The following is a 16,230-nucleotide window of genomic DNA, read 5'->3' as shown; positions in this document are numbered from 1 at the left end:
TCCCCTCAATCCTGATCCCGGAAGGGGATCTGTGCATGTGCTTCCATGTCCTTGTTGCGCTTTTTGCTAGGCCACATGACCCAGGCAATAATCGCGCTGAACAGCAGCATCAGCCACAAACCCCACAGAGGGCGGAAAAAGTCAGCGAGTTGCGTAAAGAATTCCATGACGATCCCCTTGCACTAGCGCAGGTTCATCTGCGGGTTGTAGGTGGTGAAGTCGACCATCCGGCCCAGGACCTGCAGGTACGCAACAAGCGCATCCATTTCGGTCAGTTCTGCCGGGTTGCCGTCAAAATCACCTGTTGCCGCATTCGGATACCGTGCGAGGAAATCATCGTCATAGGCCGCATCCTCGCTGGCCTGCAGGTAAAGGTCTGCCTTGGCCGCCTCGATCATCTCGTCTGTGTAGGGAACACCTACCAGCTTGAGGGTTTCGAGATGTGCCTGAGCGTCATCGAAATTCAGTTTGCGTTCCGCCAGGAACGGATAACCCGGCATGATCGATTCCGGCACAACAGCGCGCGGGTCAATCAAGTGGGCCACATGCCATGCGTTGGAATATTTTCCGCCGACACGTGCCAGATCCGGACCGGTTCGTTTCGAACCCCACTGGAACGGGTGGTCATACATCGATTCTGCTGCAAGGCTGTAATGGCCATAACGTTCGACTTCGTCACGGAAGGGACGAATCTGCTGGGAATGGCAGTTATAGCAACCTTCGCGGAGATAGATGTTACGACCGGCCTGTTCGAGCGGCGAATAAGGACGGACACCTTCAACCTTCTCAATGGTCTGTTCCATCGTGAACAACGGTACGATTTCAACGATACCGCCGATGATGATGGTCATGAAGATACCAAGGATCAGAAAGAAGACGTTCTTCTCTACGATATGGTGTTTTTTAAGAAGCATCTCTGGTTCCCCCCTTATTCGGCTGCAACGGTTGCAGGTGTGCCGATCGGTGCTTCGTTTCGGAGGTCACCCTTGATGGTCTTGTAAACGTTCCAGACCATCAGCAGCGAACCCAGCACGAACAGCAGGCCACCGGTTGCACGAATGATGTAGTAGGGATGCATTGCCTCGACAGTTTCGATGAAGGAATACTGAAGGAAGCCAAGCTCGTCATAGGCGCGCCACATCAGGCCCTGCATGATCCCCGAAACCCACATCGAGGTGATGTAAAGAACGATCCCGATGGTGCCGAGCCAGAAGTGATGAGCAACAAGGCGCATCGAATACAGGCGTTCACGGTTCCAAAGGACCGGGATCAGGAAGTAGATCGCACCGAACGATACGAAGGCAACCCAACCCAATGCACCGGAATGCACGTGACCAATGGTCCAGTCGGTATAGTGCGACAGGCCGTTGACCGCCTTGATCGACATGACCGGGCCTTCGAAGGTCGACATGCCGTAGAAACCGACAGCCGCCACCATGAAGCGCAGAACCGGATCAGTGCGCAGTTTGTCCCAGGCGCCCGAAAGCGTCATCAGACCGTTGATCATACCACCCCATGACGGCATCCACAGCATGATCGAGAAGGTCATGCCAAGGGTCTGTGCCCAGTCAGGAAGTGCGGTGTAGTGCAGGTGGTGCGGACCAGCCCAGATATACAGGAAGATCAGCGCCCAGAAGTGGATGATCGACAGGCGATAGGAATAAACCGGACGTTCGGCACGTTTCGGAATGAAGTAGTACATCATGCCGAGGAAACCAGCCGTCAGGAAGAAGCCCACAGCGTTGTGGCCGTACCACCACTGGGTCAGGGCATCCTGCACACCAGAGAACATCGAATAGGATTTCGTGCCAAACAACGAGACCGGAATCGCCAAGTTGTTGCCCAGATGGAGCATCGCAATGGTCACGATAAAGGCCAGATAGAACCAGTTCGCAACGTAAATATGCGGCTCTCTACGCTTGAGCAGAGTACCGACGAAGACCGCCAGATAGCAAACCCACACAATGGTCAGCCACAGGTCAACAAACCATTCCGGTTCGGCATATTCACGTCCCTGGGTCACACCGGTAACATAACCGATGGCTGCCATCACGATGAACAGCTGGTAGCCCCAGAAAACGAACGCCGGAAGAGCCTTGCCACCATAAAGCGGGGCGCGGCAGGTTCGCTGTACGACATAGAATGACGTCGCCAGCAGCGCATTACCGCCAAAGGCAAAGATCACTGCGGACGTGTGCAGCGGACGCAAACGTCCGAAGTTCAAAAATTCGATATCAAAATTGAGAACCGGAAAAGCAAGCTGCCATGCGATGACATCGCCTACCAAAAATCCGACTACTCCCCAAAATACGGTCGCAAGTGCGCCCCAGCGCACAACGTCCATATTATAATCGACAGCAACTGAAGGCGATGCTGCCTGTGCCATGCTCCCCTGGCTCATGCTTGACTCCCGTTCAAGGTGGTCGGGTGAACTGCCCAAAACCCTCTTGGGCAGTTTCAATAGTCCTGATGAACCGATAACCCTTGCGATCTTCGATTCACCTGCACAAAAAGCCCCACCCAAAATGCGCCTTGGTCTCTGATCAGGGCGCGCTATTCCGGGCGAGGTTTCCTATTTCGTTCGATGAGTATGCGGACTGTTCATCCGAAAGCCATTGACCTACGTCAATATCGGCTTGCAAACCCGTCAGAAATTCAATCAGCGGAAACGTTAAGGCCCTTCGGCTGGTACTTCTGTACTGGCTGTGTTTATGCGCGCCAAACCCTTAAAAGGTGTTGATACACATCAAGGTGGGGTCGAATTATTTGCGGCATGATCAGGCAAATTCCAGAGGGCAGGATCATGTCAGAAGCCTATAAGTCACTTCCACTTACAGCACAAACTGCGGATATGACATATCCGCTGGTTCAGATGTTGAAAGTCGACATGTCTTTTGACCGCTGGCGGGCATTTGTTGACCAGTATTGCATGCCGGTCACCAAAAGCTTTGCGAGTGAAAAAAACAATGGTGATGACATTCTTTGGCAGCGCCAGCGTGGCATCATCGTGGTTGCCAATGAACGTGGCTATATCCACGGGCTGTTTTCCTATTACGTCCGCGATGACATGACCGATGGCCTCGTGCTGCATGTTGACAATGTCATGGCGGTTGAAATCGTTTCCGGCGACTATGTCCTTGATGCCATGCGTGACGGGATGGCCCGTCTGGCGCGTATTCACCAGTGCAGCAATGTCTATGTCTCCCTCGGGGAGCCGGACGACCGTCTTCGGACCTATTTCGCACGCTCGGGCTATGCGCCAAGCAAGGTGCGCTATTGTGCCCCGGCCGATCCACGAATGACGGCTTGATCGCGCTTGCTGTCTTCCTTCAACCTGACAATCCGGTTTGAAAACACCCCCTGATCTATCGGGGATTCCACCTGTGGACGCAGTGTGAAATCAGGATTATAAGGCGGGTATGAACGGTATTCCTTTTGTCAAAATGCATGGTTTGGGAAATGATTTCGTTGTCTTGGACGGACGACGCGATCCCGCTGTGCTTGATCTTGATGACGCAACCGCAGCCCGTATTGCCGATCGCAAGACCGGGGTTGGCTGCGATCAGTTGATCGTGATTGAACCGGCCAGTGATGATCTTGCCGACGCCTTTATGCGCATCCGCAATAATGACGGTGGCGAGGTTGAAGCCTGCGGCAATGCCGCGCGCTGTATTGCCAGCGTTGTCATGGGCGAGCTTGGCCGCAAGGAAGTCATCATCGAAACCGTTGTCGGGTTGCTTGATGCCAATGGTCTGGCCGATGGCCGTGTTACGGTTGATATGGGGCAGGTTAAACTGGACTGGCGGGATATCCCGCTGTCCGAGGCGGTTGATACCAACCATATTCCGCTATCGCTTGGTCCGCTTTCGGATGCGGTCGGTGTCAATGTTGGCAATCCGCACGGCGTCTTCTTTGTTGATGATGCCGAGTCCATTGATATCGAGAAACTCGGCCCCGTGCTTGAACATCACGAAATGTTCCCGGAGCGCGCCAATATCGAAGTTTGCAGCATCATTGATGAGAACAAGTTGCGCATGCGGGTTTGGGAACGCGGCGTCGGGATAACCCGTGCTTGCGGTACCGGGGCCTGTGCCGCAGGTGTTGCGGCTGCGCGCCGTGGGCTGACCGGGCGCAAGGTCGAGATCATCCTTGATGGCGGGCCACTGACCATTGAATGGCTGCCAGATGATCATGTGCTGATGACCGGTCCGGTGGCGACCAGTTTCTCGGGCTTTTTGCATGCGTCCCTTCTGGGGAACCATTGATCAGGTATTTTTGCGGGCCTGATACGGCCTTGCGTCGGTTGCGCTGATCGGGCAAAAAAGGGCGCATCAGGATTTGGTTCAATCCATGTCGGGACACCCAATCCCGTCTTTTGTAAAACTCAAAAGCAGGTTCAGATAATGGCTGACTTCAATACGCTTGACGGTGTCAATGTCGCTGGCAAGCGCGTTTTGCTGCGCGCTGATCTTAACGTTCCGATGAAGGATGGGGTTGTTGGCGATACGACTCGTATTGACCGCACCGTGCCGGGTCTGATCGAACTGGCTGATGCCGGGGCGAAACTGGTGGTGATTACCCATTTCGGTCGTCCGAAGGGTGCGCGCGTTCCGGAAATGAGCCTGAAACCGGTGGCCGAAGCACTTTCCAAGCAGCTTGGTCGTCCGGTGAAATTCGCCGATGACTGCATCGGTGATGCGGCGGCAAGCGTGGTCAATAGCCTGAAAGACGGTGAAATCGCCCTTCTGGAAAACCTGCGCTATCACGGCGAAGAGGAAAAGAACGATCCGGATTTTGTGGCTGAACTGGCCAAACTTGGCGACATGTATGTCAATGATGCGTTTTCCTGTGCGCACCGCGCGCACGCCTCGACCGAGGGACTGGCGCGTGCTCTTCCGGCTTATGCCGGTCGTTTGATGCAGGCTGAACTCGAAGCACTTGGCAATGCGCTGGAAGCACCGAAACATCCGGTGATGGCGATTGTTGGTGGCGCAAAGATCTCCACCAAACTTGATCTTCTGGGCAACCTGGTTGCCAAGGTTGATCAGCTGGTCATTGGCGGTGGCATGGCCAACACGTTCCTGGCGGCCAAGGGTGTGAATGTTGGCAAGTCACTGTGCGAGCATGACCTGCTTGAAACTGCGCGCGCGATTTTCAAGAAAGCCGAAGCCGCCAATTGCGAAATCGTTCTGCCGGTTGACGGTCTGGTCGCCAAGGAATTTGCCGCCAATGCGCCACATGATGTTTCTGACATCAATGATGTCCCGGCAGACGGTATGATCCTTGATGCTGGTCCGGCAACGATCGAGGATCTTAATAAGCGTCTGGAGTCGTGTGAAACACTGGTCTGGAACGGTCCGCTGGGTGCGTTTGAAATCACGCCGTTTGACACTGCAACTGTTTCGGTTGCCCAGCATGCGGCTGCACTGACCAAGGCGGGCAAGCTGCTGTCGGTTGCCGGGGGTGGCGACACGGTCGCAGCCCTGCGTCATGCCGATTCTGATCAGGCATTTTCCTATGTCTCGACTGCTGGCGGCGCGTTCCTGGAATGGCTGGAAGGTAAAACCCTTCCAGGGGTGGCGGCGCTTCGCGCCAGCTAGGCCTTCTGGCGTCAGAAAAAACAGAAAACCCCGCCAAGCTGGCGGGGTTTTCTTTTGTCTGGTTCGGGTCGGACTTAGTCCTTTTTGACGTCAGGCAGGCTGTTTTGCGCCGTGTTTTTCATGATCTCGTCGCGGTTCTTCAGGAAGCCTGCATACCCGTCTTCCATCATGGCACTGCCCAGTTCGATATAAACCGTGAACAGGCGGGACAGGGTATCGGCCTCGTCAGTATCAAGGACTGACAGAAGTTCACTGGATCTGGCCTGACCTGTTTCGAAATGCTCCCACGCGTGTTCGAGCATGATCTTGCCAAGGTAATCGAGGTCTTCGTATTTGGCCTGACCGATGGCGTTGCGGATCTCGCCCAAGGTGATGTCAGCCGCGATCAGCATTTCAGACGGGATGGTCACAAGGCGATCCGGACCTTTGATATCGTCGGGCAGGTCGCGCAGGATGTGAATGATATAGCAAAAGATCGCCATGTCGCGCGCGTGATAGATCGGGGGATTGGTCAGCGGCGAGGTATAGCCGATTTCCGAATCATGGCGTGCTGAAAGCAGATAAACAAAAATCGATGCCGGCGCCGCAGTCGCACCCTCGCAATAGGCGATGAAATCATCCCATTCATCCATCGGTTCTTCCGCGATGTCGCGATGCAACGCATCTGCCAGTTCAATCCAGGGATCTGCAGGCAGATCGCTACGCCCCAGCGTCAGACGCAGCGCGTCGTAGACCGGCTGTTCAAGTGGGCCATGATTGGGCAGTGGATTATCAACATCCGCCTTGGCGGAAATGATCTGGGTCTGCCATTGATGAATGGTTTCAAGGACGTTTTCACGTTCAGCATCGCGCTGGGCATCAGGGAGTTCAAGGAAGCCATCATCGACGATGTCGTCAATCACGCGCATGGATGCATAAGCCGCCAGAAAGAAACGTTGCCGTTCAGGCGAAAGGCGCATGGCCGCGCGGTACAGGTTGGCATTCTTTGCTGCGGCCAGTTCGTTGCAAGCATCGAACGGTGCACCAAGCACAGCATGTTCAGGGGGGAGCGAATGGCTCATGCGCGTCTGAATGTCCCTTTGGTTTCCTTATCAAACAGTCATACAGGACTGCCAGCCCGGTGCAACAGCAGAATCGGGAACTGGCCGCGAAGTCAGCAAGTCGGACGAAGTTACGTGATCAGAATTCAATGCGATAACGTGCCGTCAGACCCAACATGGCATCAATCCCGTCAAGCAGTCCGTCTTCGGGGTTCTGGGTGCTGAGATCGCGCGAAAGCGTGCCATGCAGGCCGATCCAGATATCTTCAAGCGGCATATAGGATAGCGACCCGGCAAGCCCGGCATCATGGGTAATTCCTGTGGAAGAGTGACCAAAGCCCGGACGCATGGGGCGCTGTGTCCCGAACGGATCGGTTTGATACACGCCAACCGTGCCGGGTGCTGCGGCATCAAGATCAACGAACGGCCCCAGTGAAAAGCCGAGATCAGGGGATGGGGAATAGCCAAGGCCGATCCGGGCATTCATGCCGTGATCTGCGCGCGGCGCACCCCCGAATTCAAGCCAGTATTGCGCCGGGTCATCGGGCGCGTTGGCATCCGGGTTCAGCGTGATGCCATACCGTGCAGACGGGGTGAAATCGCGATCAAAGCCGGTCGGATTGGCGGTGCGAATCCCCCCGGGACCAAAGGCACTGCCGCCCGGGACCAGTTGAATGGCTGGTGGCGAAGCAGGATCAGTTTCAAGTGATTGGGCCATGACAAGGGGGCTCTGAACCAGACCCGCGATCAGCAAGGTCATCAGAAACGTCAGGGTCTTGATACTTTTGACCCGAACTAACCAATACAGCTTTGTCATGTCGCCTGTGCCCACAGGTGATTGAACAACCACGGAAATCGAGGCAACGGCCAGACTGCATCCTGTACCGGACGCTTGAATGGTATGATTTTGTTGGTCCCAACCAACAACCGTTGAACCCTTGCTGCGTTCTTGGCGCGCAGCAAATGATCGCTGGATTCATGACGGACGGGATTTTATGGCGTGACGACATCTTCTGTGTGATCGGGCCTTGGCCGATCAGGATGTGCTTTTGCTCAGAAAGTCCCGGATTGCGTCGACTTGCGCTTTATCATTCAGATGGGGTGCGTGTCCGCAGTTCGCCACTGCAAAAACCGGCATTTCCGGTTTTTTCTGCTTCATCTTGTCGACAATTGCCTTGGGAATCAGGTCGGATTGTTCGCCGCTGATCAGCATGACAGGGCAGGGGAGGGCTTCGAATTCGGCCCATGCGTCAAAAGAATCAATATGTTCGGCAAAGACCCGCATCACTTCCGGATCGTAATGCATCATGAAGTTACCATTCGGCAGGCGGCGTACTGACCTTGATGCCAAAAATGCCCATGTGGCGTCATCGGCGACCCCGAAAGAGGCATAAACCAACCGAACAAGCTGTTCGACCTCGTCGATGGTTTCGAATTCTGGTGAGGCCCCGACATAGGATTTGATGCGCGCAACCGCATTCGGATCAAGTTCCGGGCCAATGTCATTCAGCACCAGCCGTTCGATGCGTCCGGCGACTTCGGTCGTGGCATATAGCCCAATCAGGCCGCCCATGGATGTTCCGATCCAGTCACAGGTATCGATGTTGAAATGATCGAGCAGTTCAAACATCTGCGCGACATAGAAGGGAACGGTATATTCCGCGTCAGGATCGTGCGCCCAGCCAGAAAACCCGCGCCCGATCATCGACGGGCACAGGACGTAATACTGATCAGTGAAATGCGGGGCGACATGGTCAAAGTCATCTGCCAGACGGGCAAGTCCGTGGATCATCAGAAGTGGCCGCTTGGTCGGATCGCCCCATGCCCTGACGTGAACCTCATAACCGCAGCATTTGACGAAATGTTCGCGAAAGTCCGCCATGGGGCGCTCCTTGTCAGGGATATCTGGTTGATCGTTATCCGGATTTCTTGCGGGCGATCATGAACAGTCGGTTGAAAGGGAACAGCGTCCGTCCGTCATCACGTGAAGGATAAACCTGATTAAGGCGTTCCTTGTATTTCGTGGTGAATTTTTCGCGGGCTTCGTCATCCGGCAGCGCGTCCATGACCGGGCGCAGGATGGTTGAACTGGTCCAGTTATACACAGCATCTGGTCCGGTCAGGACATGGCAATATTGGGTTTGCCACAGGTCGATGTCATCGCAGACGGGGGCCAAGACATCGAAATAATCACCCGGACGCATGATACGTGCCGCATGCATTGCGGTTGCCACTTCCTTGCGCCAATCCATGCCTGCTTCTCCGATAAGTTGGTGGCTGGGGGCAAGGAAGTTGTTGGGCACCTGAATGGCGATCATGCCGCCTGGGCGCAAATGTTCAAGAAGCCGCGGGAAAAGCTTTGAGTGATCTGGCACCCAGTGCAGCGCTGCGTTGGAAAACAGCAGATCAACCGGTTCATCAGGCTGCCAGTCGGCAATGTCGGCCTTTTGCCATGTGATATTTTCGTCGCGTTCGCGCGCGGTTTTCAGCATTTCGTCAGAAGAATCGACCCCGACGATGCTTGGCCCGCCCGCCGTGCCAGCGCCATAGGCATCTGCGAGGACGGCAGTTACCGATCCCGGACCACAGCCAAGATCGACAATATTGCGGGGAGAAAACCCGTTCGCCGGTTTGGGCAAACGTGAAATCAGATCGATGGCCGGTCGCAGGCGCTCATTGCCAAACAAACCGTAACGGGCAGGGTCCCAATGTGTATTGCTCATGGGGAGACTCTTATCGCGTTTCGGGAGTCGTTTGAAGCATTGAGGTGATGAAACCTCAAAGACTTACGCCCCGAACCAAAGAACGGGGCGCAGCAAACCGGACCTTAAATCACCTTAGCGATCAGTGATCAGCAGCTTCAAGCTGGTCATAATGGCCCTTGATCAGCTGGAACATGAACAGTACGGCGCCAAAGAACAGGGCAAGGCCGACAAAATAGGAATAGCCATCGTGCGAACCTGACGCATAAAACAGGCCGAAAAGACCGACCACGATGGTCAGAACACCAAAGATCAACCGATCCATACCCATGCTGGAACTCCTCTAAGCCGAATGTTTGTTATTCAAATTTAGCGAAAACTGAGCTGCGATCAAACCGCAAAAGTCATCTTATGACTGACTCATGTCGCGAATTCTTTGCGGTATATCATGAAATTCAGCGGCAATTTGCAAATAAACCGGTCTTTTGAATGGCACGATCAGATCGGGTAGCGTCGCCAAATCGTTCCAGCGCCAGCTATCGAACTCTGGATGCGGTACATCAATATTGATGTGTTTGTCCTTGCCGGTGAAGCGCATGGCAAACCATTTCTGCTTCTGGCCACGATACTTGCCCTTAAACGCCTTACCAATCAGATGTTTTGGCAAGTCATAGGTCAGCCAGCTTGGTGTTTCGGCCACGATTTCGGCTTTATCGGTACCAATTTCTTCCTTGAGTTCGCGCATGGCGGCCTCGACCGGGGTTTCACCATCATCGATGCCGCCCTGGGGTAACTGCCAGGCACCTTCGAACCCGAACCGGTTGCCCATCCAGACAAGCCCGTCAGCATTAAACAGGGCAATGCCGACGCACGGACGATAGGGAAGATCCTCTGCCGTGACTTTATCAGGGGTAACGGTTTCCGTCTTTTTGGGTTTATCGGACTTCTTTGCCATGATTTCTCCTGACGGACGGGCCGGGGTCCGGCATCTGTCACTCGTTCTCGATTGTGTTGGCGGGCTCGGCGTTTTCTTCTTCCTGGGCGGCTTGTTCGGCCATCGCTTCGCGTTCGCGTTCTTCGGCTTCAAGGCGCGCAGCTTCGGCCTCGTCGGCTGACTGTTCCGGGACCTGTTGGCCAGAAACGGCACTGACCGGCACCAGAACTACGCCCTGGCGTTTCAGGCGGAAGGCCCAGTTGCGCAGACGCTGGATCGTTACCGGATAGGATTGCGCAATCCCGACGGCAACGCCTTCGCGTTTGGCGATCTCGACCAGTTCCGCCAATCGCCTGTCGATTTGGCGGCGGCTTGGCGTGTCATCAATGATCACATTGCCAATCGCATTCGGGCTGCCAGCGTTTGCGGCCAATTGCGCGCCATAGCTGGCAACGCCACTGCCTGATCCTTCGATATACATCAGACCGGTCCGCGAGATGAATTCGATTACCGGGCGAATGGCGCTATCAAGGCTGCCAAACTTTGATCCCTGACGGCTGACCAGTCCCGCATAGCCCGGGAAACGGGCCAGCAGCCATTCCAGACGGACAAGGTTTTCACCCTCTGACAGAGACGTCAGAAGTGCACGCGGGCCGGGGTCGGAAAGCGGGAAGTCGGCTGGTTCCATCGGAAGTTCAAGGAAGACTTCATGGCCCATGGCGCGCGCATCTCGCGCAACTGTCTGCAGATCGCGGGCATAGGGCGAAATCGCCAGTGAAATATTCAGCGGCAAATCATTGATCGCTGTTTCTGTGCGCTGATCGTTTAAGCCAACACCGGTCAGTACAACCGCAACAACAGGCGTGTCTTCCGGAAGTTCGAACGGGCGTTTATAGGCATCAAACGGTGTAGTGCCATCATCACCAATGCGCGGCACGCGGCCAAAGCTGCCTTCCTCATCAAGGCCCGGCAGCGGGGCCGGGCGCAGGGGATCGGGTTCGATCGGATCATCAAGTGATCCTTCTTCTTCGATCAGGGCGGCCAGTTCTTCGGGGGTCGGGGCGTTATCACCGGTGCTATCAGTTGCCCCAGGGGTGCCGATCAGGTCGGAAACACCGTCAAGGTCACCTGCAATGTCCTCGGCAGACTGTCCGTCACCATTTTCACCGTTCGCAGCTTCCTGTGCGGCGCGGTCGCGATCCTGAACATCCTGAACGCCACGCGCGATTTCTTCTTGCAGTTCACGTTCGGTCCCCGGAACCGTCATCGTCGATTCCGGCCCGCCGGTATGGAAAAGGCGCCAACCGGTTTCAGGATCAAGGATCGGGATCATCGCGACCGCTGTCGCACCAAAGGGTGACAGGAACAGAGTAATGATCAGCAGCTTCGACAGCCAGCTGCGCCGCGATTTCGGACGCTTTGGCAGCCGTTTGGACTGTTCCTCGATCGGCAGTTCGTTAAAGGGCAGGTCATCAAGATTGACGTCTTCTTCATCGTCGTCGGCGTCAGTCATCCCCTCGCCAAGGTCGTCGGCCAAATCATCGGCCATTTCCCCGTCGATATCGCCGTTCTTCTTTTTTCGGAACGGCAAGGAATTTAGGATTTTCCTGAACACGAACAGTCAGTCTCTCACGATGCCGGGCCCAACCTTATCCATTCGGACGCGGGCCAAACAGGGAAATACCCCGGATCATGTCCAGCGCGCGCGACAGCTGATAATCGTCAATCGCCAGCTGTTCGGCCTCGTCACGGCGGGAATTAGCATCCTGTTCCGCATCGGTGATGCCTTCGTCCTCGTTGCGAAGCGCTCCGTTGAGGGACGCTTCAGAGCGACGGGTGTCGGCTTCGATGCTTTCGACACGTGCCTGCGGAACAATGATGTCCGGTACAATGCCCACTTCCTGAATGGATTTTCCAGATGGCGTATAATAGCGCGCCGTGGTCAGGCGAAGCGCCACGTTGCCGGGCATCGGCAGGATGGTCTGAACCGATCCCTTGCCAAAGCTGCGCGTGCCCATGATGACTGCGCGACGGTGATCCTGAAGGGCGCCCGCAACAATTTCCGATGCCGAGGCAGAACCATCATTGATCAGAACGACGATCGGCAGGCCTTCGCTGAGATCGCCTGCACGTGCATTGTAGCGTTCAGTATTCTCAGTGTCGCGCGGACGGGTCGATACGATTTCGCCCTTATCAAGGAAGGCATCCGAAACCGAAATCGCCTGATCAAGAAGGCCACCCGGATTGTTGCGCAGGTCAATCACAAGCCCCTTGATCTCCGGGCCGATTTCTTCGCGCATGTCGGCAATGGCGCGCTGCAGGCCGCTGGCGGTCTGTTCATTGAATTTGGTGATGCGGATATAGCCGATATCGTCTTTCGGTTCGGCGCGGACCGACTGGATCTTGATCACGGCACGGGTCAGGGTAACGTCAAACGGCGCCTGTTCGCCCTTGCGGATGATGGTCAGGACAATATCGGTATTGACCTTGCCGCGCATCATTTCGACCGCATCATTAAGCGTCAGGCCGCGAATGGCGGTGCCATCGATATGAGTGATGAAGTCGCCCGGCTGCAGACCGGCCTTTTCAGCCGGTGTGTCATAGATCGGTGCGATGACTTTGACAAAGCCGTCTTCCATGGTGACTTCGATACCCAAACCACCGAATTCACCACGGGTATCGACCTGCATCTCCTCGAAATTATCCATATTCAGATATGAAGAGTGCGGATCAAGCGATGTCAGCATGCCGTTGATGGCCGCTTCGATCAGTTGTTTGTCATCAACTTGTTCGACATATTTGCCTTTGACCTGCTCGAAGACATCGCCGAACAGATTGAGCAGGCGATAGGTCTCAGCCGAGGAGGTTGAAGATTGCGCCAATCCTGGCGACGCAAGGCCGAGAGTCATGCCGGTCGCGAGTGCGAGTACTGCCAATCGAGAGGTTTTCATCCACTTACCTTGCCGTTTTTCGAGGCCAGCCATGGAAGCGGATTGATTGCTTCCCCATCCTGGCGCATCTCCAGATACAGTTTTGGCGCAGTTTCACCCATAATACCAACAGGTTCGCCCGCCAATAGATATTGTCCTACCACACTGTCCAGCCGATCAAAACCGGCGATAAGGCTATGGTATCCTTCGCCGTGTTCGATAATCAAGAGTCGGCCATAGCCGCGGAAGGGGCCCGCAAAGACAACTTTGCCGTCAAAGGGCGAGACAACCTGCGCGTTTGCGCGTGTGCTGATCTCAATTCCCTTTGACCGGTTAACTGTCAAACCATCGGGACCACGTGATTTTTCACCAAAAAGTGTAACGACTTTACCACTGGCCGGCATCCTGAGATTGCCTTGCGCCAGGGTGATTGAACTGCCAACGGCGAATTCTTCGTCACTGGTATCATTGTCGCCGCTATTGCCCGTATCAGCCTTGCTTTCGGGCGGTGGTGGCGGCGTGTTTCTGGCAATTGGTGTCGCGCCAAGCGTGTCTGCATCCGGTTCGGTGCGTGAGGCAACGCGAACTTCCGGGCGCGCGCGCGGTATCGGCAGACCTTCGGCGCGGTTTTGCAGATTGCGCAACAATTCACCGAGCGATTTGGCTTCATCGGCCAGCAAGCTGACCGCTTTGGCAGCTTCTTCGGCTTCGGCCTCTGTCTGGGCGCGCAGACGACGTTTTTCATCAAGAAGGGCCGCAAGGGATGCGCGTTCTTGCTGGAGTTCATCGGTTGCACTTGCAACGTCTGTTCTTCGGTCGCGAATGTCGTCACGCAGCGATGCGATTTCGACCAGTTCCTTGCGCAGATCGCGCGCATGTTGTTCGACGCCGGGCAGGGCAGCCTTCAGCAAAACGGCTGAGCGCAGCGTATCTTGTGGCGAGGTCGGCAAGGCAATTACCGCCTCGGGCGGAGTGGTCGAAAGACGCTGAAGGGCCATCAGGATACGGGCATACTGCCCGGCCTTGTCTTCGAGGCTGGTGGCGGCGACCTTTTCACGCGTTTCAAGCGTTTCAAGCTGATCTTCCAGGTCGGTCAGCGTGGTTTCAAGGCGCTGGGTGCGTCTGGCGACAGAGATCGCCTCGGACTGAAGAGCTTGTTCCTCGGTCCAGAGTTCACGCGATTTGCGTGACAGGAACTCTTCCTGTTTTTGCTGTTCGGAAAGCTGGCTTTCAAGTTGATCAAGCTGCTGATCAACCTTTTGCAGCGATTGGGCAAAAGAAGGCGCTGTCCCGCCTGCCAGACACAGCGCAATCGCGGTCAAGGCAGGCGAGAATATCTTCGAGACTGATTTAGCTCGCAAGAAGCGCGTCATTCTGTTTCAGGCCCTTAAGCAAGGGTTTTCCGGTCATTTCAGCCGGTTGCGGCAGACCCAGCAATTGCAGCAAGGTCGGCGCGACATCGGCCAGACGACCATCTTCCAACGTTACCCCTTCGGGAGCGTTAACAAGAATGGTCGGCACGAGATTAAGCGTATGTGCGGTGTGCGGTTCACCGGTTTCGGGATCGACCATCACTTCACAGTTGCCGTGGTCGGCGGTGACAAAGGCCACGCCCCCAACCGATTTGATCGCATCAATGACCTTGCCAAGACAGGTATCAACGGCCTCGGCTGCCTTCATTGCGGCTTCAAGGATGCCGCTATGGCCGACCATGTCCGGGTTGGCAAAGTTCAGGATGATCGTGTCGTATTTTTCCGACTTGATGGCAGCCACCAGCTTTTCGGTGACTTCAGGGGCCGACATTTCTGGCTGCAGGTCATAGGTCGCGACTTTTGGCGATGCGACCAGAATACGTTCCTCGCCCTCGAAAACCTGTTCTTCGCCGCCGTTAAAGAAGAAGGACACATGCGGGTATTTTTCGGTTTCGGCGATGCGAAGCTGCTTCATGCCAGCCTTGGAAACCACTTCGCCAAAGATGTTTGGCAGGGTTTGGGGCGGATAGATCGCATCCATGTATTTCGCATGTTCGGACGAATATTCGACCATCCCGGCCTGAACGGCGAATTTCACCGGGGTGCCGCGATCAAAGCCGTCAAAGTTCGGCGCGCAAAGGGCTGCAAGGATTTCACGTGCACGGTCCGCACGGAAATTCGTCATCAGAAGGCCGTCGCCATCTTTCATTCCGTCATAGTCGCCAATTATGGTCGGCAGAACAAATTCATCGGTTGTGTCGGCTTCATAGGCGCTGGCAATTGCGGCCTCGGCACTTTCAGCCGTGCGCCCATCGGCGTAATTCTTGCCCTTCACCATGGTGAAATAGGCCTGGCTGACACGTTCCCAGCGATTGTCGCGGTCCATGGCGTAATAACGCCCGGTGACTGTCGCGATTTCAACATTGGCATCGCCAATCAGGGCGCGGAATTTCTCGAGGAATTTGGCCGCACTTTTCGGCGCCGTATCACGGCCATCAAGATAGGCGTGGATCTTAACCGGTACACCGGCACCCGCGATGATTTTGGCAAGGGCTGCCATATGGGCCTGATGGGAATGCACCCCGCCTTCGGACAGAAGGCCGGCGATATGGCAAACGCCCTTGGAATCGGAAAGCTTGTCGATGATTTTTTTGACGGCGTCGGTTTCGGCGATGCTGCCGGCTTTGACGGCCTCGTCAATTTTGGGCAGTTCCTGCATGACCACACGGCCAGCGCCGAGGTTCATGTGACCGACTTCCGAGTTGCCCATTTGACCTTCTGGCAGGCCGACATCCAGACCACAGGCCTTGAGGAATCCGGTCGGATTGTTGGCGTAAAGGTCGTCCCAGACAGGCGTATTGGCAAGCGCAACAGCGTTGTTCTTGCTTTCTTCGCGATATCCCCAGCCGTCCAGAATGCACAGCACCACCGGGCGCGGGCGCTTTACGGAATTCGATACAGTCACGTTCATAAACCCCACAGATAAAGGAAAAGGCTGAATGTCCCGTAAATATGGTGACTTACGGGATGTTTCGCCATCAATCCCGCTATG

The 16,230-nt window shown here is 55.4% G+C and carries 16 protein-coding genes; 3 read left to right on the top strand and 13 right to left on the bottom strand.

Annotated elements, in window-relative coordinates; genetic code table 11:
* Positions 1–5: 5 nt before the first annotated feature.
* From HED22_RS13160 to ccoN, 3 genes are read right to left on the bottom strand one after another with little or no spacing between them, the layout of a single operon-like run.
* Positions 6–167 (bottom strand): cbb3-type cytochrome c oxidase subunit 3, encoded by a 162-nt coding sequence (locus HED22_RS13160; protein WP_167722914.1) that lies wholly within the window; start codon positions 165–167, stop codon positions 6–8.
* Between the two features lie 15 nt (positions 168–182).
* Positions 183–914, bottom strand: a complete 732-nt coding sequence (ccoO, locus tag HED22_RS13155) for a cytochrome-c oxidase, cbb3-type subunit II (protein WP_167722912.1) — start codon at positions 912–914, stop codon at positions 183–185.
* Positions 915–928: 14 nt separating this feature from the next.
* The gene (gene ccoN, locus HED22_RS13150) at positions 929–2,401 is read right to left on the bottom strand and encodes a cytochrome-c oxidase, cbb3-type subunit I (RefSeq protein ID WP_254870024.1); all 1,473 of its coding nucleotides are present in this window, start codon (positions 2,399–2,401) and stop codon (positions 929–931) included.
* 402 nt (positions 2,402–2,803) lie between these two features.
* On the opposite strand from ccoN, the gene HED22_RS13145 reads away from it, so the two are divergent.
* The 3 genes from HED22_RS13145 to pgk all read left to right on the top strand — a co-directional run bounded on the left by HED22_RS13145 (position 2,804) and on the right by pgk (position 5,600).
* Positions 2,804–3,310: a hypothetical protein gene (locus HED22_RS13145; RefSeq protein ID WP_167722910.1), complete on the top strand. Its 507-nt coding sequence runs from the start codon at positions 2,804–2,806 to the stop codon at positions 3,308–3,310.
* Positions 3,311–3,419: 109 nt separating this feature from the next.
* Entirely contained in the window at positions 3,420–4,265 is an 846-nt protein-coding gene (gene dapF / locus HED22_RS13140) for a diaminopimelate epimerase (RefSeq protein WP_167722907.1), read from the top strand.
* A gap of 138 nt (positions 4,266–4,403) precedes the next feature.
* A complete protein-coding gene (pgk, locus tag HED22_RS13135) occupies positions 4,404–5,600 on the top strand; it encodes a phosphoglycerate kinase (protein ID WP_167722905.1) in 1,197 nt (398 codons plus the stop codon).
* A 74-nt stretch (positions 5,601–5,674) separates the two neighbouring features.
* Here the strand turns inward: pgk and HED22_RS13130 are convergent, their stop codons facing one another.
* The 10 genes from HED22_RS13130 to gpmI all read right to left on the bottom strand — a co-directional run bounded on the left by HED22_RS13130 (position 5,675) and on the right by gpmI (position 16,149).
* A complete protein-coding gene (locus HED22_RS13130) occupies positions 5,675–6,661 on the bottom strand; it encodes a squalene/phytoene synthase family protein (RefSeq protein ID WP_167722903.1) in 987 nt (328 codons plus the stop codon).
* A 118-nt stretch (positions 6,662–6,779) separates the two neighbouring features.
* On the bottom strand, positions 6,780–7,457 hold the full coding sequence (locus HED22_RS13125; protein WP_167722901.1) for a hypothetical protein: 678 nt from the start codon (positions 7,455–7,457) through the stop codon (positions 6,780–6,782).
* 219 nt (positions 7,458–7,676) lie between these two features.
* Positions 7,677–8,522 carry an alpha/beta fold hydrolase gene (locus HED22_RS13120; protein ID WP_167722899.1) on the bottom strand — a complete coding sequence of 282 codons (846 nt, stop codon included), beginning with the start codon at positions 8,520–8,522 and terminating at the stop codon, positions 7,677–7,679.
* Positions 8,523–8,556: 34 nt separating this feature from the next.
* Positions 8,557–9,363 (bottom strand): methyltransferase domain-containing protein, encoded by an 807-nt coding sequence (locus HED22_RS13115; protein ID WP_167722897.1) that lies wholly within the window; start codon positions 9,361–9,363, stop codon positions 8,557–8,559.
* A 121-nt stretch (positions 9,364–9,484) separates the two neighbouring features.
* Positions 9,485–9,673: a hypothetical protein gene (locus tag HED22_RS13110; RefSeq protein ID WP_167722895.1), complete on the bottom strand. Its 189-nt coding sequence runs from the start codon at positions 9,671–9,673 to the stop codon at positions 9,485–9,487.
* A 78-nt stretch (positions 9,674–9,751) separates the two neighbouring features.
* Positions 9,752–10,297, bottom strand: coding sequence for an RNA pyrophosphohydrolase (locus HED22_RS13105; protein ID WP_167722893.1), 546 nt, complete (start codon positions 10,295–10,297; stop codon positions 9,752–9,754).
* Positions 10,298–10,334: 37 nt separating this feature from the next.
* Complete coding sequence (locus HED22_RS13100) at positions 10,335–11,867, bottom strand: divergent polysaccharide deacetylase family protein (RefSeq protein ID WP_167722891.1); 1,533 nt, start codon at positions 11,865–11,867, stop codon at positions 10,335–10,337.
* Between the two features lie 58 nt (positions 11,868–11,925).
* Entirely contained in the window at positions 11,926–13,227 is a 1,302-nt protein-coding gene (locus HED22_RS13095; protein ID WP_167722889.1) for a S41 family peptidase, read from the bottom strand.
* Positions 13,224–14,579 (bottom strand): murein hydrolase activator EnvC, encoded by a 1,356-nt coding sequence (locus tag HED22_RS13090; protein WP_167722887.1) that lies wholly within the window; start codon positions 14,577–14,579, stop codon positions 13,224–13,226. The genes HED22_RS13095 and HED22_RS13090 overlap by 4 nt, the downstream gene beginning before the upstream one ends.
* Entirely contained in the window at positions 14,557–16,149 is a 1,593-nt protein-coding gene (gpmI, locus tag HED22_RS13085; protein WP_167722885.1) for a 2,3-bisphosphoglycerate-independent phosphoglycerate mutase, read from the bottom strand. Before gpmI ends, HED22_RS13090 begins: the two co-directional genes overlap by 23 nt.
* Positions 16,150–16,230 lie beyond the last annotated feature (81 nt).

Origin of the sequence: Thalassospira sp. HF15 (assembly GCF_011806525.1) — a bacterium.
In the GTDB taxonomy this organism is placed as follows: Bacteria; Pseudomonadota; Alphaproteobacteria; order Rhodospirillales; family Thalassospiraceae; genus Thalassospira.
Note: the sequence above shows the minus strand (reverse complement) of the source record. Positions and strands in the feature narration are given on the sequence as shown.